The sequence below is a fragment of the Halomonas sp. THAF5a genome (genome assembly GCF_009363755.1).
GTDB lineage: Bacteria > Pseudomonadota > Gammaproteobacteria > Pseudomonadales > Halomonadaceae > Halomonas.
The window spans coordinates 3,606,358-3,630,368 of sequence record NZ_CP045417.1; the positions used below are offsets into that span (position 1 = coordinate 3,606,358).

Genomic DNA, 24,011 nt, shown 5'->3' on the forward strand with positions numbered 1-24,011 from the left:
CGACGGGTGCGGCTCCGTCAGGCGCTGACGGCAAGCCTCCACCAGGAGGCTCGCCGTCGGAATTCGGCTAGCGGTGGCCCAAGGGTGGGCGACCGTCTAGTGACAACAGAAAAAGGCCGGCAGCGGGTGCCCCGCCACCAGCCGTGGAAGCTTACGCAGCGCGTGAAGCCATGGGCACAAGGATTACTTGAGCTCCACGCTCGCGCCGGCTTCTTCCAGCTTCTTCTTCGCCTCTTCGGCGTCGTCCTTGGACATGCCTTCCTTCAGGGTCGCCGGAGCGCCGTCGACGGCACCCTTGGCTTCCTTCAGGCCCAGGCCGGTGATCTCGCGGACGGCCTTGATGACGTTGACCTTCTTGTCGCCGGCGCTGGTCAGGACCAGGTCGAATTCGGTCTGCTCTTCCTCGGCAGCGGCTTCACCGCCACCCGGGCCGGCCACGACGGCGGCGGCGGCGGAGACACCGAACTTCTCTTCCATGGCCTCGATCAGCTCGGCCACTTCCATCACGGACATGTCGGCGACGGCGTTGATGATGTCTTCTTTGGTCAGTGCCATTGTCTAGATTCCTAACTTTGCGGGAGCCTCGGCATCGCGATGGCTCGGGGATTCAATGTTCGATTCAGGCTGAGCGCAAGAGTTCGCCGTTCAGGCGGCCTCTTCCTGCTTCTGATCGCGCAGCGCGGCGAGGGTACGGACCAGCTTGCCGGCAGAAGCTTCCTTCATGACGGACATCAGCTTGGCGATCGCCTCATCGCGGGTCGGCAGGGTTGCCAGACGGTCGATGTCGCTTGCCGGGATCAGCTCACCTTCGTAGGCCAGGCCCTTGACCTCGAACTCCTTCTGACCCTTGGCGAACTCCTTGAACAGACGGGCGGCGGCGCCCGGGTGCTCGTAGGAGAAGGCCAGCATGGTCGGACCGGAGAAGGTCTCGTCCAGAATCTCCCAAGGAGTTCCGGACAGGGCGCGGCGTGCCAGGGTGTTGCGGACAACACGGATCTGGACGCCGTTCTCGCGGGCCTGCTTGCGCAGGTCGGTCATCGCGCTGACCGCGACGCCACGAGAGTCGGCAACTACGACGGAGAGCGCATCCTTGGCCGCTTCACTGACCTCGGCAACAATTGCCTTCTTGCCTTCGAGTGCTAGTGGCACAGTGATCACTCCTTCGTGCCGGAACCTCGCGAGAGGATTCCGGTGGTTACCATCTCTCCCGGCCCGAGGCCGGGAGTCCTGGGTGATGGTGCTCACCAGAGATCTGGCGGCCACACCATCTGCGCAGGCCTCCCCGAGGGAAGATTAAGCCGCGCCTCCGAGGAGGAGCGGCACCTGCGGTCTTTGACGGTGCCCCGCCGGCGAGGATTGCCCGGCACGGGGACCGCAAAGTTCCTGCATATGTCTCGATCGACGCCCGGTCAGACCAGGGCGGAATGATCGATGGTCAGACCCGGGCCCATGGTGGTGGACAGGGTGAACTTCTTGAAATAGATACCCTTGGACGTGCTCGGCTTGAGCTTCTTCAGGTCGGCGACCAGCGCTTCAAGGTTGCCCTGGATGGCGGCGGCGTCGAAGTCGACCTTGCCCAGAGTGGTATGGATGATGCCGTTCTTGTCGGTACGGAAGCGCACCTGACCGGCCTTGGCATTCTTGACCGCGGTGGCCACGTCCGGCGTCACGGTGCCGACCTTCGGGTTCGGCATCAGGCCGCGCGGACCGAGGATCTGGCCCAGCTGGCCGACGACGCGCATGGCGTCCGGCGAGGCGATGACCACGTCGAAGTCGAGCTGGCCCTTCTTGACCTGCTCGGCCAGGTCATCCATGCCGACGATATCGGCACCGGCGGCCTTGGCGGCTTCTTCGTTGGCACCCTGGGTGAAGACGGCGACGCGCACGTCCTTGCCGGTGCCGTTCGGCATGACGGTGGCGCCGCGCACGACCTGGTCGGATTTCCGCGGATCGACACCGAGGTTGATGGCGACGTCGACGGACTCCTTGAACTTGACGGTGGAGAGCTCGGAGAGCAGGGCCACGGCCTCGTCGAGGGAGTAGGCCTTGTTGGCGTCGACCTTGTCGCGAATCTGCTGGGCGCGCTTGGACAGTTTAGCCATGATCAGAGACCCTCCACGTTCAGGCCCATGCTGCGGGCACTACCGGCAATGGTACGCACCGCGGCGTCGAGATCGGCGGCCGTCAGGTCCGGCTCCTTGGTCTTGGCGATCTCTTCGAGCTGTTCGCGGGTCACGGTACCGACCTTGGTCTTGTTCGGCTCACCGGAGCCGGACTTGATGCCAGCGGCCTTCTTCAGCAGGACCGCCGCGGGCGGGGTCTTGGTGACGAAGGTGAAGCTGCGGTCGGAGTAGACGGTGATGACCACGGGGGTCGGCAGACCGACCTCGATGTCCTGCGTCGCGGCGTTGAAGGCCTTGCAGAACTCCATGATGTTGACACCGTGCTGACCCAGCGCCGGACCCACGGGGGGACTCGGGTTGGCCTTGCCAGCTGCCACCTGCAGCTTGATATAAGCCTGTACTTTCTTGGCCATGATGGACTCCAGTTGGGTAGTAGCGCCTTGCGGCTCCCCGGGTTACACGGCCACCCTCGGGTGGCCGCGACGAAAAAAAGCGGCGGACGGGAAGGTTATTCCTTCTCGACCTGGGCAAATTCCAGCTCGACGGGCGTGGAACGGCCGAAGATCAGCACGCTGACCTGCACGCGACTCTTGTCGTAGTTGACCTCTTCGACGACGCCATTGAAGTCGGCGAAGGGGCCGTCGATGACGCGAACCGACTGACCCGGCTCGAAGAGCGTCTTGGGCCGCGGCTTGTCAGTGCCGTCCTTCACCCGGCTGAGGATCGCGTCGGCCTCACGCTGAGTGATGGGCGCCGGCTTCTCCTTGGTGCCGCCGATGAACCCCATGACGCGCGGGGTCTCGTTGACCAGATGCCAGGTCTCGTCATCCATCTCCATCTCGACCAGCACGTAGCCGGGATAGAACTTGCGCTCGCTCTTGCGACGCTTGCCGTCACGCACCTCGACGACTTCTTCGGTCGGCACCAGGATCTCGCCGAAGCGATCCTCCATGCCATACATCTTCACGCGCTCGATGAGCGAGCGCATGACATGCTTCTCGAAGCCGGAGTAGGCGTGGACGACATACCAACGCTTGGACATGAAAACTCCTAACCGATGACGCCGGACATCGCCCAGCCAAGAAGGGTATCGATCAGCCAGAGCATCAGCCCGACCACCAGCACGGCCACCAGCACGATGGCGGTGGTCTGGATGGTCTCGGGCCGTGTCGGCCAGACGACGCGCTGAATTTCCTTCTTCGCACTCCTGGCGAGCTCGAGCAGATCACGACCCTTGGTCGTGGTCAGCGCCACCAGCGCCGCCGTCACGCTGAGCACGACGACACCGAGCACACGATAGAGAAGTGCCTGATCGGCAAAATAGGTATTGCCGACCACGGCAAGGACCAGCAGAGTGACGACAACCGCCCACTTGAGCCCGTCGTGGCGCGACTCCTGCACCTCGGCGTTATGCTTCATGAAAACGAGACTCCTCAGGGTGCGGCAATCGAAACATGAAAGTATATGAGATATCGCCAGCCTGGGGAAGACTGGCAGGCCAGGAGGGAATCGAACCCCCAACCTGCGGTTTTGGAGACCGCTGCTCTGCCAATTGAGCTACTGGCCTGTATCTGCTTCCGCGACCGCCCTTTGCAGGCGACCTTAACGACAGCGGGCGCCACTATAGCGAAAGGTGCTTCGCCTGGCAACCCCCTTCCCCGACACATCGTCGCCCCGAGGAAGAAAAAGAAAAGGCGAGCCGTGGCTCGCCTTCTCGATATGGAGCTCATGGACGGATTTGAACCGTCGACCTCACCCTTACCAAGGGTGTGCTCTACCCCTGAGCTACATGAGCACAACTGGCGGCATCGTCATGCGATACCTGGAGCGGGCAGCGGGGATCGAACCCGCATCATCAGCTTGGAAGGCTGAGGTTCTACCATTGAACTATGCCCGCCTACCCACTCTTGCTGCCACCGCCCGACGCATCGAGCGCAGCGAAACTTGGTGGAGGGGGAAGGATTCGAACCTTCGAAGCTTTCGCGGCAGATTTACAGTCTGCTCCCTTTGGCCACTCGGGAACCCCTCCAACTGGCGATGCATTCTACCGCCTCTGTTTCCGTTGTCAAGCCTCTGATTTATCAGGAGCTTGAAGGATCGCGCCGAGCGGGCCGACCCGTCTCTCCGGAACGCGACGCATTCTGTCAAAGCAGCATCGAGAATGCAAGGCCCGCACGGATCTTTTCAAGGGCGACCGGCGCGGGCACTTCCGGCGCGCCGGAGAGCCGCCCGGCCCGCTCCGCCGCCGTCAGCGGGAAACAGGCCTCGAGGCCGCCATAGACCATGTCCGGCCATACGGCATGGGGGACCTGGATGCCCCGCGACACCACCCGCGCATCGCCGCCGGTGAGCAGCATGGGCAGCGCGACGTCCTGCTGGTCGCACACCTCGCTGTAGATGCGATTGACCGCGCTGACCGCGGCCATGTAGATGCCGTGATTGACAGCCTCGACGGTGCGCCGGCCGGGCTCGAGCAGCGCCTGCGCCTCGCTGTCCGGGTCGATGGCCACGTTGCGGGTGCCGAGCTTGAGGCTCTCCTTCATCAGGCGCAGTCCGGGCAGGATGTAGCCGCCGAGGTGGCGCCCGCCAGGCAGCACGAAGTCGACGGTGATGGCGCTGCCGCAGTCCACGGCGCAGCAGCCGCCCGCCAGCTGGTAGCCCGCCAGGACTCCCATCCAGCGATCGACACCCAGCCTGCCGGGCTCCTCGTAGCCGTTGGCGACGCCCAGGGCCTCATGGGTAGAGCGCGCCACGTGCACGGTGCCGACCCGACGACGCAGCAGCCCGACCGTCTCCTCGAGCACCGCCCGGCGCGCCACGCTGGAGATGCGCACGGCCTCGACCACGTCGAGGTCGGGGATGTCGGCCCCCGGCCGCCACTCCTCGCGGGTCCAGACCGCGCCACGCGAGCGGATCTCGCTGCTGTCGCCATCCTTGAGCCGCCACTTCGACAGGGTATTGCCGATATCCAGGTCCAGGATCATGCCCGTCTCCGCACGCTGATTTCACCGCCGACCAGGCGCCGCTGCCGTTCACCCTGGCGCACCCAGAGGTTGCCGGCCTCATCCACGTCGCCGGCGATCGCCACCTCGCGCTCGCCCCGCTGCAGGATCTCCACCTCGCAACCGGCGTAGGCGTGCCGCGCATTCCACTCCTCCTGCCAGGCGGTGAAGCCCTGCTGCTCGAACGCCGCCAGCAGCGGCAGCAGCTCGTCCAGCAACGCCGCCGCCAGGGCATTGCGTGACAACCCCGGCGCCTGGTCGTGGACCGCGGCCACGGGCTGGTCGATGCGCTCGCGAAACGCCGGGGGCAGGTCGACGTTGATGCCCATGCCGACCACCACCTCGCAGGGCCCGGCGGCATCGCCGCTGATCTCGACCAGGATGCCCGCCAGCTTTCCGAGCTCCCCGCCCTCCTGCTGCAGCAGCACGTCGTTGGGCCACTTGAGACGGGGCTTGGCCCCATGGCGCTCGAGGACCCGAGCCAGTACCACCCCGAGGGCCAGGCTCAGTCCCTCCAGGGCGGCCGCACCGGCCTCGATCCGCCAGCCGATCGAGAGCATCAGCGTGCGCCCCCAGGGCGTCACCCAGGCGCGCCCACGGCGTCCCCGTCCTTCGGTCTGCTGCTCCACCAGGCAGACCTCGCCATGCCCCGCCCCCTGGGCGAAGCGTTCGCGCAGGTAGGCGTTGCTGGAAGGCAGGGTCTCCTCGACGAACAGCCGGGTCAGGTGCGGACGGGCCTCCCGGGAGAGGCCGGCCACCACGGCGCGCCCGTCGAGCAGCTCCAGGCGCTCGGTCAGGCGATACCCCTGCCCCTTCACCGCCTCCATGGGGATGCCCAGGGACTCCAATTTCTGCAGCTGCTTCCATACCGCCGCCCGCGAGACGCCCAACTGCACTCCCAGCTGCTCGCCGGAGTGGAACTCGCCGTCGCTCAACAGGCGGATCAGGTCACCGATGGTCATGCTCATGCCCCAGACGGGAAATGAGCCATTCTAGCGGATGGGGGCAGGCCCCGGAAATCGCGGCGCGCCGATGATTCTTCCGATGCCCCGCCGAGGCCGTCCCTCGAACGGCCACAGGGGAAACGGCCGGAACGGGCCCGCCTCCCCACCCTCGGCGCCACATATCGACGTGAGGACGAGAAGGTCTCGCCCCTCCCCTTCCGACGTCCCGCGGCGCCGTCAGGCCGGGCTGCCCGGGCCCTGAGACGATCACGCGAGGAGGCGGGGGCGTTCTGGTGTTGGGTGGCGCCGGTGGCCGGCGATCGGGCGGGTGCACGCCTCGCGCAAAAACACCCGCTCATGAAAAAACCCCGAGCTCGGCTGAGCTCGGGGTTTTCTCGGAATAGGTGCCTGACGATGATCCGGGCGGCGCTCCGCTACTCTCCGGGGGAGGCCCAGAAACGACGAAACCCCGACCACAAGGGTCGGGGTTTCTGAATAGGTGCCTGACGATGACCTACTCTCGCATGGGGAGGCCCCACACTACCATCGGCGCTGATCGGTTTCACTGCTGAGTTCGGCATGGGATCAGGTGGTTCCCGTACGCTATGGTCGTCAGGCGAAAAACGGTGAATCATGCTGACGAGATGCGTCTCGCGTATCCGTCTGTCGGTTGCCATCGGCAGACCGCTTGGGTGTTATATGGTCAAGCCTCACGGGCCATTAGTACCGGTTAGCTCAACGCCTTGCAGCGCTTCCACACCCGGCCTATCAACCAGCTGGTCTTGCTGGGCCCTTCAGGAGGCTCGAGGCCTCGGGGAGATCTCATCTTGAAGGGGGCTTCCCGCTTAGATGCTTTCAGCGGTTATCCCGTCCGCACATAGCTACCCGGCAATGCCACTGGCGTGACAACCGGAACACCAGAGGTGCGTCCACTCCGGTCCTCTCGTACTAGGAGCAGCACTTCTCAAATCTCCAACGCCCACGGCAGATAGGGACCGAACTGTCTCACGACGTTCTAAACCCAGCTCGCGTACCACTTTAAATGGCGAACAGCCATACCCTTGGGACCGACTTCAGCCCCAGGATGTGATGAGCCGACATCGAGGTGCCAAACACCGCCGTCGATGTGAACTCTTGGGCGGTATCAGCCTGTTATCCCCGGAGTACCTTTTATCCGTTGAGCGATGGCCCTTCCATACAGAACCACCGGATCACTAGAACCTACTTTCGTACCTGCTCGACGTGTCTGTCTCGCAGTTAAGCACCCTTATGCTCTTGCACTCAATGCACGATTTCCAACCGTGCTGAGGGTACCTTCGTGCTCCTCCGTTACGCTTTGGGAGGAGACCGCCCCAGTCAAACTACCCACCACACACGGTCCTCGATCCGGATAACGGACCTGAGTTAGAACGCCAATGATGCCAGGCTGGTATTTCAAGGTTGGCTCCACCGTGGCTGGCGCCACGGTTTCCAAGCCTCCCAGCTATCCTACACAAGCAACATCAGCGTCCAGTGTGAAGCTATAGTAAAGGTTCACGGGGTCTTTCCGTCTAGCCGCGGGTACACAGCATCTTCACTGCGATTTCAATTTCACTGAGTCTCGGGTGGAGACAGCGTGGCCATCATTACGCCATTCGTGCAGGTCGGAACTTACCCGACAAGGAATTTCGCTACCTTAGGACCGTTATAGTTACGGCCGCCGTTTACCGGGGCTTCGATCAGGAGCTTCGCTTACGCTAACACCATCAATTAACCTTCCGGCACCGGGCAGGCGTCATACCCTATACGTCCGCTTACGCGTTTGCAGAGTACTGTGTTTTTAATAAACAGTTGCAGCCACCTGGTATCTTCGACCGCTTCGCGCTTAGGGAGCAAGTCCCATCACGCTAGTGCGGCGTGCCTTCTCCCGAAGTTACGGCACCATTTTGCCTAGTTCCTTCACCCGAGTTCTCTCAAGCGCCTTGGTATTCTCTACCTGACCACCTGTGTCGGTTTGGGGTACGGTTCCACTGTATCTGAAGCTTAGAGGCTTTTCCTGGAAGCGTGGCATCGATGACTTCCAGACCGTAGTCTGTTCGTCTCGTCTCTCGGCGTTAAGGAACCGGATTTGCCTGATTCCTCGGCCTACTGACTTTCACCAGGACAACCAACGCCTGGCTCACCTAGCCTTCTTCGTCCCCCCATCGCAATACAGTGAAGTACGGGAATATTGACCCGTTTCCCATCGACTACGCCTTTCGGCCTCGCCTTAGGGGCCGACTCACTCTGCTCCGATTAGCGTCGAACAGAAACCCTTGGTCTTCCGGCGGGGGAGTTTTTCACTCCCCTTGTCGTTACTCATGTCAGCATTCGCACTCGTGATACCTCCAGCAAGCCTCTCGACTCACCTTCATCGGCGTACACGACGCTCCTCTACCGCTCATCCAGAGGATGAACCCGTAGCTTCGGTACCTGGTTTGAGCCCCGTTACATCTTCCGCGCAGGCCGACTCGACTAGTGAGCTATTACGCTTTCTTTAAAGGATGGCTGCTTCTAAGCCAACCTCCTAGCTGTCTGAGCCTTCCCACATCGTTTCCCACTTAACCAGGATTTGGGGACCTTAGCTGACGGTCTGGGTTGTTTCCCTTTTCACAACGGACGTTAGCACCCGCTGTGTGTCTCCCACGCGTCACTCACCGGTATTCGGAGTTTGCCTCGGGTTGGTAAGTCGGGATGACCCCCTAGCCGAAACAGTGCTCTACCCCCGGCGGCGCTACGTGAGGCGCTACCTAAATAGCTTTCGAGGAGAACCAGCTATCTCCGGGCTTGATTAGCCTTTCACTCCGATCCACAAGTCATCCAAATCTTTTTCAACAGATCCTGGTTCGGTCCTCCAGTTGATGTTACTCAACCTTCAACCTGCTCATGGATAGATCGCCCGGTTTCGGGTCTATTCCCAGCGACTGGTCGCCCAGTTAAGACTCGGTTTCCCTACGCCTCCCCTATACGGTTAAGCTCGCCACTGAAAATAAGTCGCTGACCCATTATACAAAAGGTACGCGGTCACCGAACGAGTCGGCTCCCACTGCTTGTACGCACACGGTTTCAGGATCTATTTCACTCCCCTCTCCGGGGTTCTTTTCGCCTTTCCCTCACGGTACTGGTTCACTATCGGTCAGCCAGGAGTATTTAGCCTTGGAGGATGGTCCCCCCGTCTTCAGTCAAGGTTTCTCGTGCCCCGACCTACTCGATTTCACACCAATCGGATTTCGACTACGGGGCTATCACCCTGTATCGCGTGGCTTCCCAACCACTTCGTCTATCGGTCATGGTGCTTAAGGGCTGGTCCCCGTTCGCTCGCCGCTACTAGGGGAATCTCGGTTGATTTCTTTTCCTCGGGGTAATGAGATGTTTCAGTTCCCCCGGTTCGCCTCCTGGCACCTATGTATTCAGTGCAGGATACCCACGTTACCGTGGGTGGGTTTCCCCATTCAGAAATGCCCGGGTCGCAGGTTGTTTGCCACCTCGCCGAGCCTTATCGCAGGCTTCCACGTCTTTCATCGCCTCTGGCTGCCTAGGCATCCACCGTGTGCGCTTCATCGCTTGACCATATAACCCCAAGAGGTCTGGTCCGCGATGACAATCGACAATTGCCGGATACGCTTGAGACGTATCTCATGTTGCCTTCTTTCGAAAGCAACGCTTTGTCAGCATGATTCACATTGTTAAAGAGCACTGTTCAGAGAACAGTGGGAAGCCATCTGGCTTGCCGCTGGTCTCTGTGACCGGACTGTCTTGGGAAGAGATGGTGGAGCCTAGCGGGATCGAACCGCTGACCTCCTGCGTGCAAGGCAGGCGCTCTCCCAGCTGAGCTAAGGCCCCTCTGATCCTGCAAATGGTGGGTCTGGGCAGACTTGAACTGCCGACCTCACCCTTATCAGGGGTGCGCTCTAACCAACTGAGCTACAGACCCGGCTACAAACCACTGGGTCCGCGACCCAAACAGTCTTTGCTCTGGTCGATCAGGTAATTCATTGTGAGCACTTGCCGAGTGTCGGCGACGTCGTCGATTAAGGAGGTGATCCAGCCGCAGGTTCCCCTACGGCTACCTTGTTACGACTTCACCCCAGTCATGAACCACACCGTGGTGATCGCCCTCCGAAGTTAGGCTAACCACTTCTGGTGCAGTCCACTCCCATGGTGTGACGGGCGGTGTGTACAAGGCCCGGGAACGTATTCACCGTGACATTCTGATTCACGATTACTAGCGATTCCGACTTCACGGAGTCGAGTTGCAGACTCCGATCCGGACTGAGACCGGCTTTATGGGATTAGCTCCACCTCGCGGCTTCGCAACCCATTGTACCGACCATTGTAGCACGTGTGTAGCCCTACCCGTAAGGGCCATGATGACTTGACGTCGTCCCCACCTTCCTCCGGTTTGTCACCGGCAGTCTCCCTAGAGTTCCCGACCGAATCGCTGGCAAATAGGGACAAGGGTTGCGCTCGTTACGGGACTTAACCCAACATTTCACAACACGAGCTGACGACAGCCATGCAGCACCTGTCTGAGCGTTCCCGAAGGCACCAATCCATCTCTGGAAAGTTCGCTCGATGTCAAGGGTAGGTAAGGTTCTTCGCGTTGCATCGAATTAAACCACATGCTCCACCGCTTGTGCGGGCCCCCGTCAATTCATTTGAGTTTTAACCTTGCGGCCGTACTCCCCAGGCGGTCGACTTATCGCGTTAACTGCGCCACAAAGGTCTCAAGGACCCCAACGGCTAGTCGACATCGTTTACGGCGTGGACTACCAGGGTATCTAATCCTGTTTGCTACCCACGCTTTCGCACCTCAGTGTCAGTGTCAGTCCAGAAGGCCGCCTTCGCCACTGGTATTCCTCCCGATCTCTACGCATTTCACCGCTACACCGGGAATTCTACCTTCCTCTCCTGCACTCTAGCCTGACAGTTCCGGATGCCGTTCCCAGGTTGAGCCCGGGGCTTTCACAACCGGCTTATCAAGCCACCTACGCGCGCTTTACGCCCAGTAATTCCGATTAACGCTCGCACCCTCCGTATTACCGCGGCTGCTGGCACGGAGTTAGCCGGTGCTTCTTCTGTGAGTGATGTCTTCCCTCCGGGGTATTAACCCGAAGGCGTTCTTCCTCACTGAAAGTGCTTTACAACCCGAAAGCCTTCTTCACACACGCGGCATGGCTGGATCAGGCTTTCGCCCATTGTCCAATATTCCCCACTGCTGCCTCCCGTAGGAGTTCGGGCCGTGTCTCAGTCCCGATGTGGCTGATCATCCTCTCAGACCAGCTACGGATCGCGGCCTTGGTGAGCCATTACCTCACCAACTAGCTAATCCGACATAGGCTCATCCAATAGCGCAAGGTCCGAAGATCCCCTGCTTTCCCCCGTAGGGCGTATGCGGTATTAGCCTGAGTTTCCCCAGGTTATCCCCCACTACCGGGCAGATTCCTATGCATTACTCACCCGTCCGCCGCTCGACGCCTCCTAGCAAGCTAGGATCGTTTCCGCTCGACTTGCATGTGTTAGGCCTGCCGCCAGCGTTCAATCTGAGCCATGATCAAACTCTTCAGTTTAAAGTCTGATAGTTCCTAAGGTGGAACCAAACCTGGCTCAAGGTTCAAACGTCTCGTTTGACGAGTCGCTTGCCTTGAATGTTTCAGTGACTGGTCACCGACATCCCGACAAGCGCCCACATGAATTACCTGATCGATTGTTAAAGAGCATCTCGCTGTTGCCGTCGTGCCGGCCGCATCAACGAAGCGGCGGTCTCGCCGGCGCCCTGCGAGGAAGGCGTATTCTACCTGACCGGCATTTCTTGTCAACCCTGCGAGGCGTTCCGAAGAAGCGAAGCGGGTGACCGAAACCTCATCTCGCCCTGCGAGGTGAGTGCCGATCGAGTGGCGTGCATTCTACCGAATGCGGCGAGTTCGTCAAGCGGGAATTTTCAAAGCGTCTTCGAAAAACCCAAATGGAAACAAGCACTTCTGCCACCATCACCGCCTGCAACGTTGGCCCGTCGCCGGCAGCGGATGCGTACTTTACGGATTTCCCGGGAGGCGTGCAAGGCCTTCGTGAAGAAAAATGTCGCCGGCGTGTCGCGGCGGTGACGAAACGATGACCGCGACGCCGACGGCCGCTTATCCACAACACCTTCCGACGCCCGTCTCGGCGACCGGGTGTGGATAGAGTGACCGCCGGCCAGAGACACGAACGCCCGCGCGGGGCGGGCGTCGTGACGGGGCAACCTGGACAGGCTCACGCCATAGAGGAAGCGCGCCTCAGCCGAGGGTCACGCGGGCGTAGCGCTTCTTGCCCGCCTGGATGACGTAGCTCGTGCCGGTCGCGAGCATATGGTCGCGCTCGACCACCTCGCCGTCGACCTTGACCCGGCCGTTGCCGAGCATGTCCTTGGCCTGGGCGCTGTTGTTGGCCAGCCCCGAGCGATTGAGCACCGCGGCGATCGGCGCCTGGGCACTGCCCTCGAAGTCGACCGTCACCTCGGGCAGGTCCTCCGGCAGCTCGCCGTCGGCGAGCTGGTTGCCGGCGCTGCGATGGGCGTTGGCGGCCGCCTCCTCGCCGTGGTAGCGACCGATCAGCTCGCGGGCGAGCACCATCTTGATGTCCCGCGGGTTGGCCCCGGCCTCGACGTCGCGCTTGAGCGCCTCGATCTCCTCGTTGGGCTTGAGCGAGAGCAGCTCGAAGTAGCGCCACATCAGGCTGTCGGGCATGGAGACCAGCTTGTTGAACATCGCCCCCGGCGGCTCGTCGACGCCGACGTAGTTACCCAGCGACTTGGACATCTTCTGCACGCCGTCGAGCCCCTCGAGCAGCGGCATGGTCATCACCACCTGGGGCGACTGGCCGAAGTGCTTCTGGACCTCGCGACCCATCAGCAGGTTGAACTTCTGGTCGGTGCCGCCGAGCTCCACGTCGGCCTCCAGCGCCACGGAGTCGTAGCCCTGCACCAGCGGATAGAGGAACTCGTGAAGGGAGATCGGCTGGCCGGCGCTGTAGCGCTTGTCGAAGTCGTCGCGCTCGAGCATGCGTGCCACGGTGCTCTGACCGGCGAGCTCGATCATGTCGGCCGCGCTCATGGACGAGAACCACTCGGCGTTGAAGCGCACCTCGGTCTTCTCGGGATCGAGGATCTTGAAGACCTGCTCCTTGTAGGTCTGGGCGTTGGCCTTGACCTCCTCCTCGGTGAGCGGCTTGCGCGTCACGTTCTTGCCGGTGGGATCCCCGATGCGCCCGGTGAAGTCACCGATCAGGAAGATCACATCGTGGCCCAGGTCCTGGAACTGGCGCATCTTGGTCAGCAGGACGCTGTGCCCGAGGTGCAGGTCCGGCGCCGTGGGATCGAAGCCCGCCTTGATGCGCAGCGTGCGCCCGGAGGCCAGCTTCTTCTCCAGCTCGTCCTCGAGCAGGATCTCGTGGGTGCCGCGCTTGAGCAGCGCCAGGGCGCCAGCTACATCGGTCATTGTCTCCTCTCCACTCAGCAGGCGGCCCGCGACCCGGCGGGCACTCGGTGTTCGAATGGTCGAGGATGGTACCATGTCCGACCACCCACGGTTGAGCCCGCCCGGGAGTCCCCATGAGCCGCTTCATCGGCCTGATGTCAGGCACCAGTCTCGACGGCATCGATGCCGCCCTCGTCGATATCGCCCCGGGGCAGCCGCCGGCCCTGGTCGCGACCCACGCGGAACCGATGCCCGAGGCGCTGCGCGAGACGCTGTGGCGCCTCTGCCATGCCGACCGGGTGGCCTTCGCCGAGCTGGCGGAAGCCGAGGACGCCTTCTGCCGCCTGCAGGCCGGCGCCGTCGCCGCGCTGCTCGCGTCGAGCGGCGTGGCGCGCGAGACCATCGCCGCCATCGGCAGCCACGGCCAGACCATCGAGCACGCCCCCTGGGGCCACGCCGGCGGCCCGGCCTACACCCTGCAGCTCGACAACCCCAGCCTGCTCGCCGAGCTCACCCGCTGCCCGGTGGTCGGCGACCTGCGTCGCCGGGACCTAGCCGCCGGCGGCCAGGCCGCCCCGCTGGCCCCGGCCTTCCACGAGGCCCTCTTTCGGACGCGGGACGAGTGGCGCCTGGTGCTCAACCTGGGCGGCTTCGCCAACCTCACGCTGCTGCCGCCGAGCGACGACCCGCGGCCGCCGCTGGGTTTCGATACCGGGCCGGCCAACGCCCTGCTAGACGCCTGGCACGCCCGCCATCGCGGCGGGCGCTTCGACGCAGACGGCGCCTGGGCGGCCTCGGGGCGCGTCGACGAGGCGCTGCTCGACCGCCTGCTGGCGACGCCCTTCTTCCACCGCCCGCCCCCCCGCAGCACCGGCCGCGAGGTATTCCACCTAGCATGGCTGGAGGCGCACCTGACGGGGGGGGAGAGGCCGGAGGACGTCCAGGCCACGCTGGCCGAGCTGACCGCCGCCAGCGTGGCGCTGGGCGTGGAGATGGCCCGGGAGGCGTTCGCAGCCCCACCGGCCGCACGGCTGATCCCCTGCGGCGGCGGCGCCCACAACCCGGACCTGCTGGCGCGCCTGGCGCGCCGGCTGCCGGAGACGCCGCTCACCACCGGCGACGACTGGGGATGGCCCGCCGACTGGCTCGAGGCCGGGGCCTTCGCCTGGCTGGCCGCCCGGCGCCTGGACGGCGAGCCGGGCAACCTGCCCTCGGTGACCGGCGCCGCCGGCCCTCGGGTGCTCGGCGGGCTCTACGCCCCCTGAGCCCGCGCGGAAGGCGCGCCGCTAGAAGTCGTCCTCGCCCCGCAGGGAGAAGTGACTGGCCGACTCCTTGGCCCCCTTCACCCCGTCGCTTTTCTCGTCGCCGAACTTGATCATCATGCGCAGGTCGTTGGCCGAATCGGCGTGCACCAGCGCCACCTCCTCGCTGATCTTGCCCGCCTTGTAGAGGTCGAAGAGCGCCTGGTCGAAGGTCTGCATGCCGAGGTCCCGCGAGCGCGCCATGATCTTCTTGATCTCGCCCACCTCGCCCTTGCGCACCAGGTCGCCGATCAGCGGCGACTTGAGCATGATCTCGATCGCCGGGCAGCGCCCGCCGTCGATCGTGGGCAGCAGCTGCTGGGCGACGATGGCGTGCAGGTTGAGCGAGAGATCGAGCCACACCTGGGCGTGGCGCTCCATGGGGAAGAAGTTGAGGATGCGATCCAGCGCCTGGTTGGCGTTGTTGGCGTGCAGCGTCGCCAGGCAGAGGTGGCCGGTCTCGGCGAAGGTCAGGGCGTACTCCATGGTCTCCCGGGTGCGCACCTCGCCGATCAGGATCACGTCCGGCGCCTGGCGCAGGGTGTTCTTCAGCGCCACCTCGAAGGACTCGGTGTCGATGCCCACCTCACGCTGATTGATGATCGCCTTGCGATGCGGGTGCACGTACTCGATGGGGTCCTCGACGCTTATGATATGGCCGCCGATCGTCTCGTTGCGCTGCTGGATCATCGACGCCAGGGTGGTCGACTTGCCGGTGCCGGTGCCGCCGACCACGAACACCAGCCCCCGCTTGTTGTTGACCAGCTCGCCAAGGGCGGGGGGCAGCGAGAGCTCCTCCAGGTGGGGGATATCGAAGCCGATACGCCGCACGACCATGGCCATCTGGTTGCGCTGCTGGAAGGCGCTGATGCGAAAGCGCCCCATGTCCTTGAGGCTCAGCGCGAAGTTGGCCTCGTGCTCGGTCGTGAAGCGCTCCCGCTGCGCCTCGGGCAGCGAGGCGCCGACCAGCTCGTTGACCTGCGCCACGCTGAGCCCCTGATCGCCCAGGGGCGTGAGCCGGCCGGCCATCTTCAGGGTGGGCGGCGCGTTCACCGAGATCAGCAGATCCGACGCCTCCCTCTGCACCATGATGCCCAGCAGCTGGTGGAGCCACTCTTTTGCCGTCATGTCCCTGCCTCCTTGTGGTTCGTGCTCAGGCCAGCACGCCCTTGGCCTTGGCCTGGGCCTCCTCCCGCGCCACGATGTTGTCGCTGACCAGCCGCGCCAGGGCGGCATCCATGGTCTGCATGCCGAGGTTGCCGCCGGTCTGGATCGCCGAGTAGATCTGCGCCACCTTGTCCTCGCGGATCAGGTTGCGCACCGCCGCCGTGGCCACCAGGATCTCGTGGGCCGCCACCCGGCCGCCGCCCTGGCGCTTGAGCAGGGTCTGGGAGATCACCGCCTGCAGCGATTCGGAGAGCATCGAGCGCACCATGGACTTCTCCTCGCCCGGGAAGACGTCGATGATCCGGTCGATGGTCTTGGCCGCCGAGGTGGTGTGCAGGGTGCCGAACACCAGGTGGCCCGTCTCGGCCGCGGTCAGCGCCAGCCGGATGGTCTCGAGGTCGCGCAGCTCGCCGACCAGGATGATGTCCGGGTCCTCGCGCAGGGCGCTGCGCAGGGCCGGGGCGAAGCCGTGGGTATCGCGGTGCACCTCGCGCTGGTTGACCAGGCAGCGCTTGCTGCGGTGGACGAATTCCACCGGGTCCTCGATGGTGAGGATGTGCTCGAAGCGGTTGTCGTTGATGTAGTCGATCATCGCCGCCAGGGTGGTGCTCTTGCCCGAGCCGGTGGGGCCGGTGACCAGCACCAGGCCGCGGGGCAGCATCGAGAGCTGGCGGAAGACCGTCCCCATGCCGAGGTCCTCCATGGACAGTACCTCGGTGGGGATGGTGCGGAACACCGCCCCGGCACCGCGCGCCTGGTTGAAGACGTTGACGCGGAAGCGGGAGACCCCCGGCACCTCGAACGAGAAGTCGGTCTCGTAGAACTCCTCGTAGTCGCGACGCTGGCGGTCGGCCATGATGTCGTAGATCAGCTTGCGGACCTCTCGGTCCTCCATGGACGGCACGTTGAGTCGTCGGATGTCGCCATCGACGCGGATCATCGGCGGCAGGCCCGCCGAGAGGTGAAGATCCGAGGCGTTCTGTTTTGCCGAGAATGCCAGCAGTTCGGTAATATCCATGCGGTTGCCCTGCTTCCGGGATGAGGTTCCCTACGGTATGACCAGTATGACAGACCCTACGACATGACGGACCTGGTACTTTCGGAGTCGCTGGCTGCCGCCCAGGCCCGCCTGCGAGAGGCGCTCCACGCCGCCAGCCGGCCCGCCGACGCCGCCCGCCTGCTCGCCGTGAGCAAGACCAAGCCCGCCGCGCTGATCCGCGAGGCCTGGCACGAGGGCCAGCGGGAGTTCGGCGAGAACTACGTCCAGGAGGCCCTGGACAAGCAGGCGGAACTCGCCGACCTCACGGGCATCGTCTGGCATTTCATCGGGCCGCTGCAATCCAACAAGACCCGGGACGTGGCCGAACACTTCTCCTGGGTGCATAGCGTAGACCGGGAAAAGATCGCCCGACGCCTGAACGATCAACGCCCCGAGGACCTCGGCCCGCTGGACATCTGCCTGCAGGTGAACATCAGCGACGAGGCGAGCAAGTCCGGCGTCTCCCTCTCGGCCCTGCCGGCCCTGGCCGAGGCCGTGGCGTCGATGCCGCGCCTGCGCCTGCGCGGCCTGATGGCGATCCCCGCGCCGAGCGCCACCGCGACCGAACAGCGCCTCCCCTTCGCCCGGCTGCGCGAGGCCCTCGAGGCGCTTCGCGAACGCTTCCCCGAGGCGCCGCTGGACACCCTCTCCATGGGCATGAGTGCCGACCTGGAGGCCGCGGTGGCCGAGGGCGCCACCCTGGTGCGCCTGGGCACCGCCATCTTCGGCGAACGCCATACCCGATAATCCCGCCCGCGCCGGCTGCCGGCCGCGGCGTTCCACCATCACAAGGACAGATCCCATGGCCAGCACAATCACCTTCATCGGGGCCGGCAACATGGCCGGCGCCATCATCGGCGGGATGATCGAGAGCGGCTTCGCGCCGGACGACGTCATCGCCACCTCGCCCAGCGAGGACGTGCTTGCCCCGCTGCGCGAACGGCTGGGCATCCGCACCGAGACCGACAACGCCGCCGCCGTCGCCCAGTCCGACGTGGTGGTGCTGGCGGTCAAGCCGCAGATCATGCGCGAGGTGTGCGAGCAGATGCGCGACGCCGTCCAGGCGCGCCGTCCGCTGATCGTCTCGGTGGCCGCAGGGCTGCCGGCCGAGACCCTCGAGGCGTGGCTCGGCGGCGACCTGCCGCTGGTGCGCTGCATGCCCAACACCCCCGCCCTGGTCGGCGCCGGGGCCGCCGGCCTCTACGCCAACGCCCGGGTCGACGAGACCCAGCGTCGGCTCGCCACCGAGCTGATGGAGGCGGTGGGCCTGGTGGCGTGGGTCGAGGAGGAGGCCCAGCTCGACGCGGTCACCGCCGTCTCCGGCAGCGCCCCGGCCTACTTCTTCCTGATGTTCGAGGCCATGGAGGAGGCCGGCGTCAAGCTCGGCCTGCCCGCCGACACCGCCCGCCGCCTGGCCATGCAGACCGCGCTGGGCGCGGCCAAGATGGCGCTGTCGAGCGACAAGCCGCCGGCCGAGCTCAAGCGCAACGTGATGTCGCCGGGCGGCACCACCGAACGCGCCATCGCGCACCTCGAACAGGCCGAACTGCGCCGCATCATGGCCGAGGCGATGACCGCCTGCGCCGACCGCGCCGCCGAGATGGCCGACGAGCTCGGCCAGCCCTGAGCCCCGGGACGCCACCCGCCCCCGATCACGTTTCACGGACATGGAGGAGCCCCGATGGGCAGTCAACTGGGAAGCGCCGGCCTGCTGCTGGTCAACACCCTGATCAATATCTACATCTTCCTGCTGATGCTGCGCTTCCTGCTGCAGGCATCCCGCGCGGACTACTACAACCCCATCAGCCAGTCGGTGGTGCGGGTCACCCAGCCGGCGGTGCGCCCCTTCCAGAGCGTCCTGGGGCCGGTGATGGGCCGCTTCGACCTGGCGACCCTGGCCACGGCCTTCGTCATCAAGGCGGTCGCCATCATCGTGATCCTGCAGCTCGCCGGCTTCGGCATGGCGCCGATCGCCAGCGTCGCGATCGGGGCGGTGGCCGCAGTGGCCAACGCCATCCTCAAGATCTACTTCTTCGCCCTGATCGTGATGATCATCCTCAGCTGGGTGGCGCCCCAGGCCAGCCACCCCGGGGCACTGCTGGTGATGCAGCTGGTGGAGCCGATCATGGCGCCGGTGCGCCGGGTGATCCCGCCGCTGGGCATGATCGACCTGTCGCCCATCGTGGTGTTCATCGCCATCAGCCTGATCGATGGTATCGTGGTGGGCTCGCTGACCCGCGCCGCGGGTGTCGTCGGGGCCCTGGTCGGCCTCTGACGCTGGCTCATGACAACGAACGACTGGACACCACACACCGATGCCCGAGTTTCCCCGCGATTCGGTCGGCCTGGTGACGCCCGAGACGGCGCACTTCGCCGATCCCCTGGCCCTGGCCTGCGGCAGGACGCTGCCGGCCTATGACCTGGTCTACGAGACCTACGGCACGCTCAACGCCGAGCGCTCCAACGCCATCCTGATCTGCCATGCCCTCTCCGGGCACCACCACGCCGCCGGCTTCCACTCGACCGAGGAGCGCAAGCCGGGCTGGTGGGACGCCCATATCGGCCCCGGCAAGTCGATCGACACCGACCGCTTCTTCGTGATCTCGGTCAACAACCTCGGCGGCTGCCACGGCAGCACCGGCCCCACCAGCGAGAACCCGGAGACGGGCCGCCAGTGGGGCCCGGACTTCCCGATCATGACGGTGGTCGACTGGGTGCACAGCCAGGCGCGGCTGGCCGACCGGCTGGGCATCGAGCGCTTCGCCGCGGTCATCGGCGGCAGCCTCGGCGGCATGCAGGCGCTGCAGTGGACGCTCTCCTATCCCGAGCGCATCGCCAACGCCGTGGTCATCGCGGCGACGCCCAAGCTCTCGGCCCAGAACATCGCCTTCAACGAGGTGGCGCGCCAGGCGATCCGCTCCGATCCCGACTTCCATGACGGCTGGTACGCGGATCACGACACGGTCCCGCGCCGCGGCCTCAAGCTCGCCCGCATGGTGGGCCACATCACCTACCTCTCCGAAGATGCGATGGGCAGCAAGTTCGGCCGCGACCTGCGCAGCACCGACCTCAACTTCGGCTTCGACGTGGAGTTCCAGGTGGAGTCCTACCTGCGCTATCAGGGCGACACCTTCTCCACCGCCTTCGACGCCAACACCTACCTGCTGATGACCAAGGCGCTGGACTACTTCGACCCGGCGGGGGACCACGACGGCGAGCTCTGCCGGGCGCTGGCCCCGGCGGCCTGCCCCTTCCTGGTGGCCAGCTTCACCACCGACTGGCGCTTCCCGCCGTCGCGCTCCAAGGAGCTAGTCAACGCCCTGATCCGCGCCGACAAGTCGGTCAGCTACGTCAACATCGACTCGCCCCACGGCCACGACGCCTTCCTGATGCCCGAGCCCCGCTACCAGGCGGTGTTCGCCGCCTTCATGGAGCGCGCGGCCCGGGAGCTGGGCCTGGAGGGCCACTCATGATGCGCGCCGACCTCAAGCTGATTCACGCCTGGATCCCCGAGGGCGCCCGGGTGCTCGACCTCGGCTGCGGCGACGGCACCCTGCTGGCGGCGCTGGCCCGCGACAAGCAGGTGACCGGCTACGGCCTGGAGATCGACCCCGACAACCTCGCCACCTGCCTGGCCAAGGGCGTCAACGTCATCGAACAGAACCTCGACGAGGGGCTCGCCAACTTCGACGACAACGCCTGCGACCTGGTGGTGATGACCCAGGCGCTGCAGGCGCTGCGCCGCCCCGACCTGATGCTCGACGAGATGCTGCGCGTGGCCGGGGAGTGCATCATCACCTTCCCCAACTTCGCCTACTGGCGCCACCGCGCCTACCTCGGCTTCAAGGGCTACATGCCGGTCTCCCGCTCGTTGCCCCACGCCTGGTACGACACGCCCAACATCCACCTCTCGACCTTCAACGACTTTGAACGCCTGTGCCGCGACAAGGGTCTGAGCATTGTCGACCGGGCGGTGGGCATCGGCGACCACGAGGGCCACTGGACCTCGCGCTGGTGGCCCAACCTGTTCGGCGAGACCGCCATCTTCCGGGTCACGCGCCGGCCGTGAGCGCGCGCCGCCCGGACCCCGCAAGGCGCCGAGAGCCCAGAGAGAGCCCAGAGAGAGCCCAGAGGGAGAATCGACGATGTTGCGACACAGCTTGACGGCCCTGGTGCTGGGCCTTGGCCTACTGGCGGGCCTGCCCGCCCAGGCCCAGCAGTTCGAACAGGTGGGGGACTACCAGATCCACTACAGTGCGGTGAACACCAGCTTCCTGCCGGCGGCGGTGGCCCGAGAGCACGGCATCCAGCGCAGCCAGGCCATGGCGCTGCTCAACGTCAGCGTCATGGAGAGCCTCGAGGACGGCTCGACCCGTCCCGTGATCGCCTCGGTCGACGGCCGCAGCGCCGCCCTCGACGGCAGCGACGAGAGCCCGCTGGCCTTCCGCAGCCTGCGCATCAACGACACCCCCTCCCAGGTCGCGGTGTTTCGCATCCGCGAGGACGAGCCGATGCGCTTCGACCTGCGCGTGCGCTACGACCGCAATGCCGAGCCCGCCAAGGTGAGCTTCATCCAGCGCTTCTACATCGACCGATGAGTGCCGCCATCGCCCACCTCGACGACCTCGAGGCCACCGCCGCCCGCGGGGTGCGCCTGCCCGATGGCCGCGACGCCCTGCTAGTGCGGGTGCACGGCCGGGTCAGCGCCTTCGAGAATCGCTGCCCCCACCTGGGCGTGCCCCTCGAGGCCGAGCCGGATCGCTTCCTGGAGGCGGGCGGCGAGCTGATCCAGTGCGCCATGCACGGCGCGCTCTTCCTGCCCGAGGACGGCGAGTGCGTGTTCGGCCCCTGCCAGGGCGCGCGGCTGCGCGAGGTCCCGGTCTCAGTCGACGAGGCCGGACGGATCTACCTCGCGGCCGAGTGAGACCGGCAGGGCGTCGCCCAGGCGCACCGCCACCGGCACGCCCCCCTCGCGGAGGAACTCGCAGCGCCGCGCCAGCACCTCGACGCCGCGTGCGGCCGCCTCGCGCAGGGTCGCGGCATAGGCCGGGTCCAGGTGCGCGGCCGGCGACACGTCCTCGATGCCCTCGTGGGCCACGCAGAAGAGCAGCACGGCACGCTCCCCCCATTCGGCCAGCGCCGCCAGCGCCTCGAGGTGGCGCCGGCCCCGGGCGCTGACCGCGTCGGGGAAGTAGCCGTGCCCGTCGGCCTCCCTGAGCGTCACCTGCTTGACCTCGACGAAGGCCTTGGCGCGGTGCGGGCCCTCGAGGCAGAAGTCCAGCCGGGTGCGCTCGCGCCCCTTGCCCTCGCCGCCTGCCTCGCCCGGGCCCGCCAGGCGCACCTCGCGGCGAATCGTCGCATAGCCCGAAAGCTCCGCCACGCGGCCCGCACGCAGCGCCTCCTCGACGATGCGGTTGGCGCGCCCGGTGTGCACCGAGGCCGTCGCCGCGCCCCCCTCGGGGCGGGGCAGCTCGATCAACTCCCAGGTCCAGGCCAGCTTGCGCGCCGGGTTGTCGCTGGCGGCGAGCCACACCCGGCATCCCGGCACGTTGACCGCGCGCATCGAGCCGGTATTGGGGCAGTGGGCGATCACCTCGCGGCCGTCGTCGAGGCGCACGTCGGCCAGGAAGCGCTTGTAGCGGCGCAGCAGGGTGCCGGGCACCAGGGTCGGGTACTCCATCAGCGACGCGCCAGGAAGCGCTCGAGGCGGGCCACCGCCTCCTCGAGGCGCGCCTCGCCGGTGGTGAAGGCGATGCGCACGTGGTGCTCGCCGCCCGCCAGGGCGAAGTCGGTGCCCGGGGTGATGGCGACGTTCTCCTCCTCAAGCAGCGCCCGGCAGAAGGCCTCGCTGTCGTGGCTGAACCGCGAGATATCGAGCCACAGGTAGAAGGCCCCCTGGGGCGGCAGCGAGGGCGCCAGCCCCAGCGGCGCGAGCGCGGCCAGCAGGGCGTCACGACGCCGGCCGAGCTCGCGGCGCCGCGCCTCGAGGATCGCGCGGCACTCGGGGGAGAAGGCGGCCAGGGCGGCATGCTGGGCCGGGGTGGAGGCGGCCAGGAAGACGTTCTGGGCCAGCCGGGTGAGCGGCTCCACCGCCGCCTCGGGCGCCACCAGCCAGCCCAGGCGCCAGCCGGTCATGCCGAAGTACTTCGAGAAGCTGTTGACCACGAAGGCGTCCGGCACGCTCGCGGCCGCCGAGAGCGGCGGCAGGTCATAGCAGAGCCCCTGGTAGATCTCGTCGACCAGCAGCGCGCCGCCGTGCGCCCTGACGGTGTCGGCCACCGCCGCCAGCCGCCCGGCGTCGAGCATGTGCCCGGTGGGGTTGGAAGGGGTGGCCAGCATGGCGAGCCGGGTGTCGTCGCGCCAGTGCGCCGCGACCAGGCCGGCATCCAGCTGCCAGCCGCTCTCGGGCCCCACCGGCACGGCGTCCACCTCGGCGCCGGCCAGGGCCATGAAGTGACGGTTGCAGGGATAGTTGGGGTCGGCCATCAGCACCCGATCGCCGGGCCCCGCCAGCAGCTGGCTGGCCAGCAGCAGCGCCCCGGAGGCGCCGGGCGTGATCAGGATGCGCGCCGGATCGACCGCGGCGCCGAAGTGCTCGGCGTAGTGCCCGGCGATCGCCTCGCGCAGCGCCGGCAGGCCGGCTGCCGGGGTGTAGCGCGTCTGGCCGGCGTCCAGCGCGGCCCGGCCGGCCGCCACCACCGGCTCGGGGGTGGCGAAGTCGGGCTCGCCGACCTCCAGGTGGATGACGTCGTGGCCGGCGGCCTCCCGGGCCTGGGCGATCTCCAGCAGACTCATCACGCGGAAGGGGGCGACACGCGCCACCCGGGCATTCCAGGTCATCCGGGGCTCCTTGGGTCGCGCCGGGATTCGAGGGGCATCTTTCCGGCGGCCGATGGTCAAATCGGGCATGTTACGACTTTTGGCGCGACGTCGCAGTCCCGACGCGAACGGAGGTTGCACCGC

The 24,011-nt window shown here is 65.7% G+C and carries 21 protein-coding genes, 6 tRNA genes and 3 rRNA genes; 8 read left to right on the forward strand and 22 right to left on the reverse strand.

Going from position 1 to position 24,011, the window contains the following annotated elements; all coding sequences use genetic code 11:
* Positions 1 to 183: 183 nt before the first annotated feature.
* The 18 genes from rplL to tyrS form a co-directional block, all read right to left on the reverse strand.
* Positions 184 to 555, reverse strand: coding sequence for a 50S ribosomal protein L7/L12 (gene rplL / locus FIU83_RS16390; protein ID WP_108447078.1), 372 nt, complete (start codon positions 553 to 555; stop codon positions 184 to 186).
* Positions 556 to 645: 90 nt separating this feature from the next.
* Entirely contained in the window at positions 646 to 1,149 is a 504-nt protein-coding gene (gene rplJ, locus FIU83_RS16395; protein ID WP_152485015.1) for a 50S ribosomal protein L10, read from the reverse strand.
* Between the two features lie 260 nt (positions 1,150 to 1,409).
* Positions 1,410 to 2,102, reverse strand: coding sequence for a 50S ribosomal protein L1 (gene rplA, locus FIU83_RS16400; RefSeq protein ID WP_152485016.1), 693 nt, complete (start codon positions 2,100 to 2,102; stop codon positions 1,410 to 1,412).
* A 2-nt stretch (positions 2,103 to 2,104) separates the two neighbouring features.
* Complete coding sequence (gene rplK / locus FIU83_RS16405) at positions 2,105 to 2,536, reverse strand: 50S ribosomal protein L11 (RefSeq protein WP_108447080.1); 432 nt, start codon at positions 2,534 to 2,536, stop codon at positions 2,105 to 2,107.
* Between the two features lie 95 nt (positions 2,537 to 2,631).
* Entirely contained in the window at positions 2,632 to 3,165 is a 534-nt protein-coding gene (gene nusG, locus FIU83_RS16410) for a transcription termination/antitermination protein NusG (protein ID WP_152485017.1), read from the reverse strand.
* 8 nt (positions 3,166 to 3,173) lie between these two features.
* Positions 3,174 to 3,542 (reverse strand): preprotein translocase subunit SecE, encoded by a 369-nt coding sequence (secE, locus tag FIU83_RS16415; RefSeq protein WP_152485018.1) that lies wholly within the window; start codon positions 3,540 to 3,542, stop codon positions 3,174 to 3,176.
* 72 nt (positions 3,543 to 3,614) lie between these two features.
* Positions 3,615 to 3,690 (reverse strand) — tRNA-Trp (locus FIU83_RS16420).
* A 153-nt stretch (positions 3,691 to 3,843) separates the two neighbouring features.
* Positions 3,844 to 3,918, reverse strand: a tRNA-Thr gene (locus FIU83_RS16425).
* Positions 3,919 to 3,946: 28 nt separating this feature from the next.
* Positions 3,947 to 4,020 (reverse strand) — tRNA-Gly (locus FIU83_RS16430).
* 48 nt (positions 4,021 to 4,068) lie between these two features.
* A tRNA-Tyr gene (locus FIU83_RS16435) sits at positions 4,069 to 4,152 on the reverse strand.
* A gap of 115 nt (positions 4,153 to 4,267) precedes the next feature.
* Positions 4,268 to 5,107 carry a type III pantothenate kinase gene (locus FIU83_RS16440; RefSeq protein WP_152485019.1) on the reverse strand — a complete coding sequence of 280 codons (840 nt, stop codon included), beginning with the start codon at positions 5,105 to 5,107 and terminating at the stop codon, positions 4,268 to 4,270.
* Positions 5,104 to 6,087 carry a biotin--[acetyl-CoA-carboxylase] ligase gene (locus tag FIU83_RS16445; RefSeq protein WP_152485020.1) on the reverse strand — a complete coding sequence of 328 codons (984 nt, stop codon included), beginning with the start codon at positions 6,085 to 6,087 and terminating at the stop codon, positions 5,104 to 5,106. Before FIU83_RS16445 ends, FIU83_RS16440 begins: the two co-directional genes overlap by 4 nt.
* A gap of 483 nt (positions 6,088 to 6,570) precedes the next feature.
* A 5S ribosomal RNA gene (gene rrf / locus FIU83_RS16450) occupies positions 6,571 to 6,686 on the reverse strand.
* 82 nt (positions 6,687 to 6,768) lie between these two features.
* Positions 6,769 to 9,657, reverse strand: a 23S ribosomal RNA gene (locus FIU83_RS16455).
* A 197-nt stretch (positions 9,658 to 9,854) separates the two neighbouring features.
* Positions 9,855 to 9,930 (reverse strand) — tRNA-Ala (locus tag FIU83_RS16460).
* A 14-nt stretch (positions 9,931 to 9,944) separates the two neighbouring features.
* Positions 9,945 to 10,021: transfer RNA gene (locus tag FIU83_RS16465), tRNA-Ile, on the reverse strand.
* A gap of 98 nt (positions 10,022 to 10,119) precedes the next feature.
* Positions 10,120 to 11,657, reverse strand: a 16S ribosomal RNA gene (locus tag FIU83_RS16470).
* The 16S, 23S and 5S rRNA genes sit together here with 2 tRNA genes alongside, the layout of an rRNA operon.
* Positions 11,658 to 12,362: 705 nt before the next feature.
* Complete coding sequence (gene tyrS, locus FIU83_RS16475; RefSeq protein ID WP_152485021.1) at positions 12,363 to 13,562, reverse strand: tyrosine--tRNA ligase; 1,200 nt, start codon at positions 13,560 to 13,562, stop codon at positions 12,363 to 12,365.
* A 113-nt stretch (positions 13,563 to 13,675) separates the two neighbouring features.
* Here tyrS and FIU83_RS16480 point away from each other — a divergent pair, with 113 nt between their 5' ends.
* On the forward strand, positions 13,676 to 14,806 hold the full coding sequence (locus FIU83_RS16480) for an anhydro-N-acetylmuramic acid kinase (RefSeq protein ID WP_152485022.1): 1,131 nt from the start codon (positions 13,676 to 13,678) through the stop codon (positions 14,804 to 14,806).
* A gap of 21 nt (positions 14,807 to 14,827) precedes the next feature.
* Here the strand turns inward: FIU83_RS16480 and FIU83_RS16485 are convergent, their stop codons facing one another.
* Together FIU83_RS16485 and FIU83_RS16490 are read right to left on the reverse strand one after the other, a co-directional pair.
* Positions 14,828 to 15,970: a PilT/PilU family type 4a pilus ATPase gene (locus tag FIU83_RS16485; RefSeq protein ID WP_152485023.1), complete on the reverse strand. Its 1,143-nt coding sequence runs from the start codon at positions 15,968 to 15,970 to the stop codon at positions 14,828 to 14,830.
* Between the two features lie 25 nt (positions 15,971 to 15,995).
* Complete coding sequence (locus FIU83_RS16490) at positions 15,996 to 17,027, reverse strand: type IV pilus twitching motility protein PilT (protein WP_152485024.1); 1,032 nt, start codon at positions 17,025 to 17,027, stop codon at positions 15,996 to 15,998.
* A gap of 63 nt (positions 17,028 to 17,090) precedes the next feature.
* Between FIU83_RS16490 and FIU83_RS16495 the strand changes: the two genes are divergently transcribed.
* From FIU83_RS16495 to FIU83_RS16525, 7 genes are all read left to right on the forward strand, one after another.
* On the forward strand, positions 17,091 to 17,795 hold the full coding sequence (locus FIU83_RS16495; RefSeq protein ID WP_152485025.1) for a YggS family pyridoxal phosphate-dependent enzyme: 705 nt from the start codon (positions 17,091 to 17,093) through the stop codon (positions 17,793 to 17,795).
* 55 nt (positions 17,796 to 17,850) lie between these two features.
* Positions 17,851 to 18,675 (forward strand): pyrroline-5-carboxylate reductase, encoded by an 825-nt coding sequence (gene proC, locus FIU83_RS16500; protein ID WP_152485026.1) that lies wholly within the window; start codon positions 17,851 to 17,853, stop codon positions 18,673 to 18,675.
* A gap of 54 nt (positions 18,676 to 18,729) precedes the next feature.
* The gene (locus FIU83_RS16505; RefSeq protein ID WP_152485027.1) at positions 18,730 to 19,323 is read left to right on the forward strand and encodes a YggT family protein; all 594 of its coding nucleotides are present in this window, start codon (positions 18,730 to 18,732) and stop codon (positions 19,321 to 19,323) included.
* A gap of 40 nt (positions 19,324 to 19,363) precedes the next feature.
* Positions 19,364 to 20,521: a homoserine O-acetyltransferase gene (locus FIU83_RS16510; RefSeq protein ID WP_152485028.1), complete on the forward strand. Its 1,158-nt coding sequence runs from the start codon at positions 19,364 to 19,366 to the stop codon at positions 20,519 to 20,521.
* Complete coding sequence (metW, locus tag FIU83_RS16515) at positions 20,521 to 21,117, forward strand: methionine biosynthesis protein MetW (protein ID WP_152485414.1); 597 nt, start codon at positions 20,521 to 20,523, stop codon at positions 21,115 to 21,117. The genes FIU83_RS16510 and metW overlap by 1 nt, the downstream gene beginning before the upstream one ends.
* Before the next feature lie 76 nt (positions 21,118 to 21,193).
* Positions 21,194 to 21,646 carry a DUF4426 domain-containing protein gene (locus tag FIU83_RS16520; RefSeq protein ID WP_152485029.1) on the forward strand — a complete coding sequence of 151 codons (453 nt, stop codon included), beginning with the start codon at positions 21,194 to 21,196 and terminating at the stop codon, positions 21,644 to 21,646.
* Positions 21,643 to 21,972 (forward strand): Rieske (2Fe-2S) protein, encoded by a 330-nt coding sequence (locus FIU83_RS16525; RefSeq protein WP_152485030.1) that lies wholly within the window; start codon positions 21,643 to 21,645, stop codon positions 21,970 to 21,972. Before FIU83_RS16520 ends, FIU83_RS16525 begins: the two co-directional genes overlap by 4 nt.
* Here FIU83_RS16525 and sfsA read toward each other — a convergent pair.
* Both sfsA and FIU83_RS16535 read right to left on the reverse strand, forming a co-directional pair.
* The gene (sfsA, locus tag FIU83_RS16530) at positions 21,931 to 22,728 is read right to left on the reverse strand and encodes a DNA/RNA nuclease SfsA (RefSeq protein WP_152485031.1); all 798 of its coding nucleotides are present in this window, start codon (positions 22,726 to 22,728) and stop codon (positions 21,931 to 21,933) included. The two genes, FIU83_RS16525 and sfsA, sit on opposite strands and share 42 nt — an antisense overlap.
* Positions 22,728 to 23,888, reverse strand: coding sequence for an aminotransferase class I/II-fold pyridoxal phosphate-dependent enzyme (locus tag FIU83_RS16535; RefSeq protein WP_152485032.1), 1,161 nt, complete (start codon positions 23,886 to 23,888; stop codon positions 22,728 to 22,730). The genes sfsA and FIU83_RS16535 overlap by 1 nt, the downstream gene beginning before the upstream one ends.
* Positions 23,889 to 24,011: the final 123 nt, after the last annotated feature.

Excerpts from the sequence above, each read along its gene's own strand:
- FIU83_RS16510 (WP_152485028.1), top strand. The coding sequence starts at position 19,364 with ATGCCCGAGTTTCCCCGCGATTCGGTCGGCCTGGTGACGCCCGAGACG.
- FIU83_RS16505 (WP_152485027.1), top strand. The coding sequence starts at position 18,730 with ATGGGCAGTCAACTGGGAAGCGCCGGCCTGCTGCTGGTCAACACCCTG.
- rplK (WP_108447080.1), bottom strand. The coding sequence starts at position 2,536 with ATGGCCAAGAAAGTACAGGCTTATATCAAGCTGCAGGTGGCAGCTGGC.
- FIU83_RS16490 (WP_152485024.1), bottom strand. The coding sequence starts at position 17,027 with ATGGATATTACCGAACTGCTGGCATTCTCGGCAAAACAGAACGCCTCG.
- secE (WP_152485018.1), bottom strand. The coding sequence starts at position 3,542 with ATGAAGCATAACGCCGAGGTGCAGGAGTCGCGCCACGACGGGCTCAAG.
- FIU83_RS16535 (WP_152485032.1), bottom strand. The coding sequence starts at position 23,888 with ATGACCTGGAATGCCCGGGTGGCGCGTGTCGCCCCCTTCCGCGTGATG.
- FIU83_RS16445 (WP_152485020.1), bottom strand. The coding sequence starts at position 6,087 with ATGACCATCGGTGACCTGATCCGCCTGTTGAGCGACGGCGAGTTCCAC.
- tyrS (WP_152485021.1), bottom strand. The coding sequence starts at position 13,562 with ATGACCGATGTAGCTGGCGCCCTGGCGCTGCTCAAGCGCGGCACCCAC.
- FIU83_RS16520 (WP_152485029.1), top strand. The coding sequence starts at position 21,194 with ATGTTGCGACACAGCTTGACGGCCCTGGTGCTGGGCCTTGGCCTACTG.
- FIU83_RS16440 (WP_152485019.1), bottom strand. The coding sequence starts at position 5,107 with ATGATCCTGGACCTGGATATCGGCAATACCCTGTCGAAGTGGCGGCTC.
- FIU83_RS16525 (WP_152485030.1), top strand. The coding sequence starts at position 21,643 with ATGAGTGCCGCCATCGCCCACCTCGACGACCTCGAGGCCACCGCCGCC.
- rplL (WP_108447078.1), bottom strand. The coding sequence starts at position 555 with ATGGCACTGACCAAAGAAGACATCATCAACGCCGTCGCCGACATGTCC.
- rplA (WP_152485016.1), bottom strand. The coding sequence starts at position 2,102 with ATGGCTAAACTGTCCAAGCGCGCCCAGCAGATTCGCGACAAGGTCGAC.
- FIU83_RS16495 (WP_152485025.1), top strand. The coding sequence starts at position 17,091 with ATGACGGACCTGGTACTTTCGGAGTCGCTGGCTGCCGCCCAGGCCCGC.
- FIU83_RS16480 (WP_152485022.1), top strand. The coding sequence starts at position 13,676 with ATGAGCCGCTTCATCGGCCTGATGTCAGGCACCAGTCTCGACGGCATC.
- nusG (WP_152485017.1), bottom strand. The coding sequence starts at position 3,165 with ATGTCCAAGCGTTGGTATGTCGTCCACGCCTACTCCGGCTTCGAGAAG.
- metW (WP_152485414.1), top strand. The coding sequence starts at position 20,521 with ATGCGCGCCGACCTCAAGCTGATTCACGCCTGGATCCCCGAGGGCGCC.
- proC (WP_152485026.1), top strand. The coding sequence starts at position 17,851 with ATGGCCAGCACAATCACCTTCATCGGGGCCGGCAACATGGCCGGCGCC.
- FIU83_RS16485 (WP_152485023.1), bottom strand. The coding sequence starts at position 15,970 with ATGACGGCAAAAGAGTGGCTCCACCAGCTGCTGGGCATCATGGTGCAG.
- sfsA (WP_152485031.1), bottom strand. The coding sequence starts at position 22,728 with ATGGAGTACCCGACCCTGGTGCCCGGCACCCTGCTGCGCCGCTACAAG.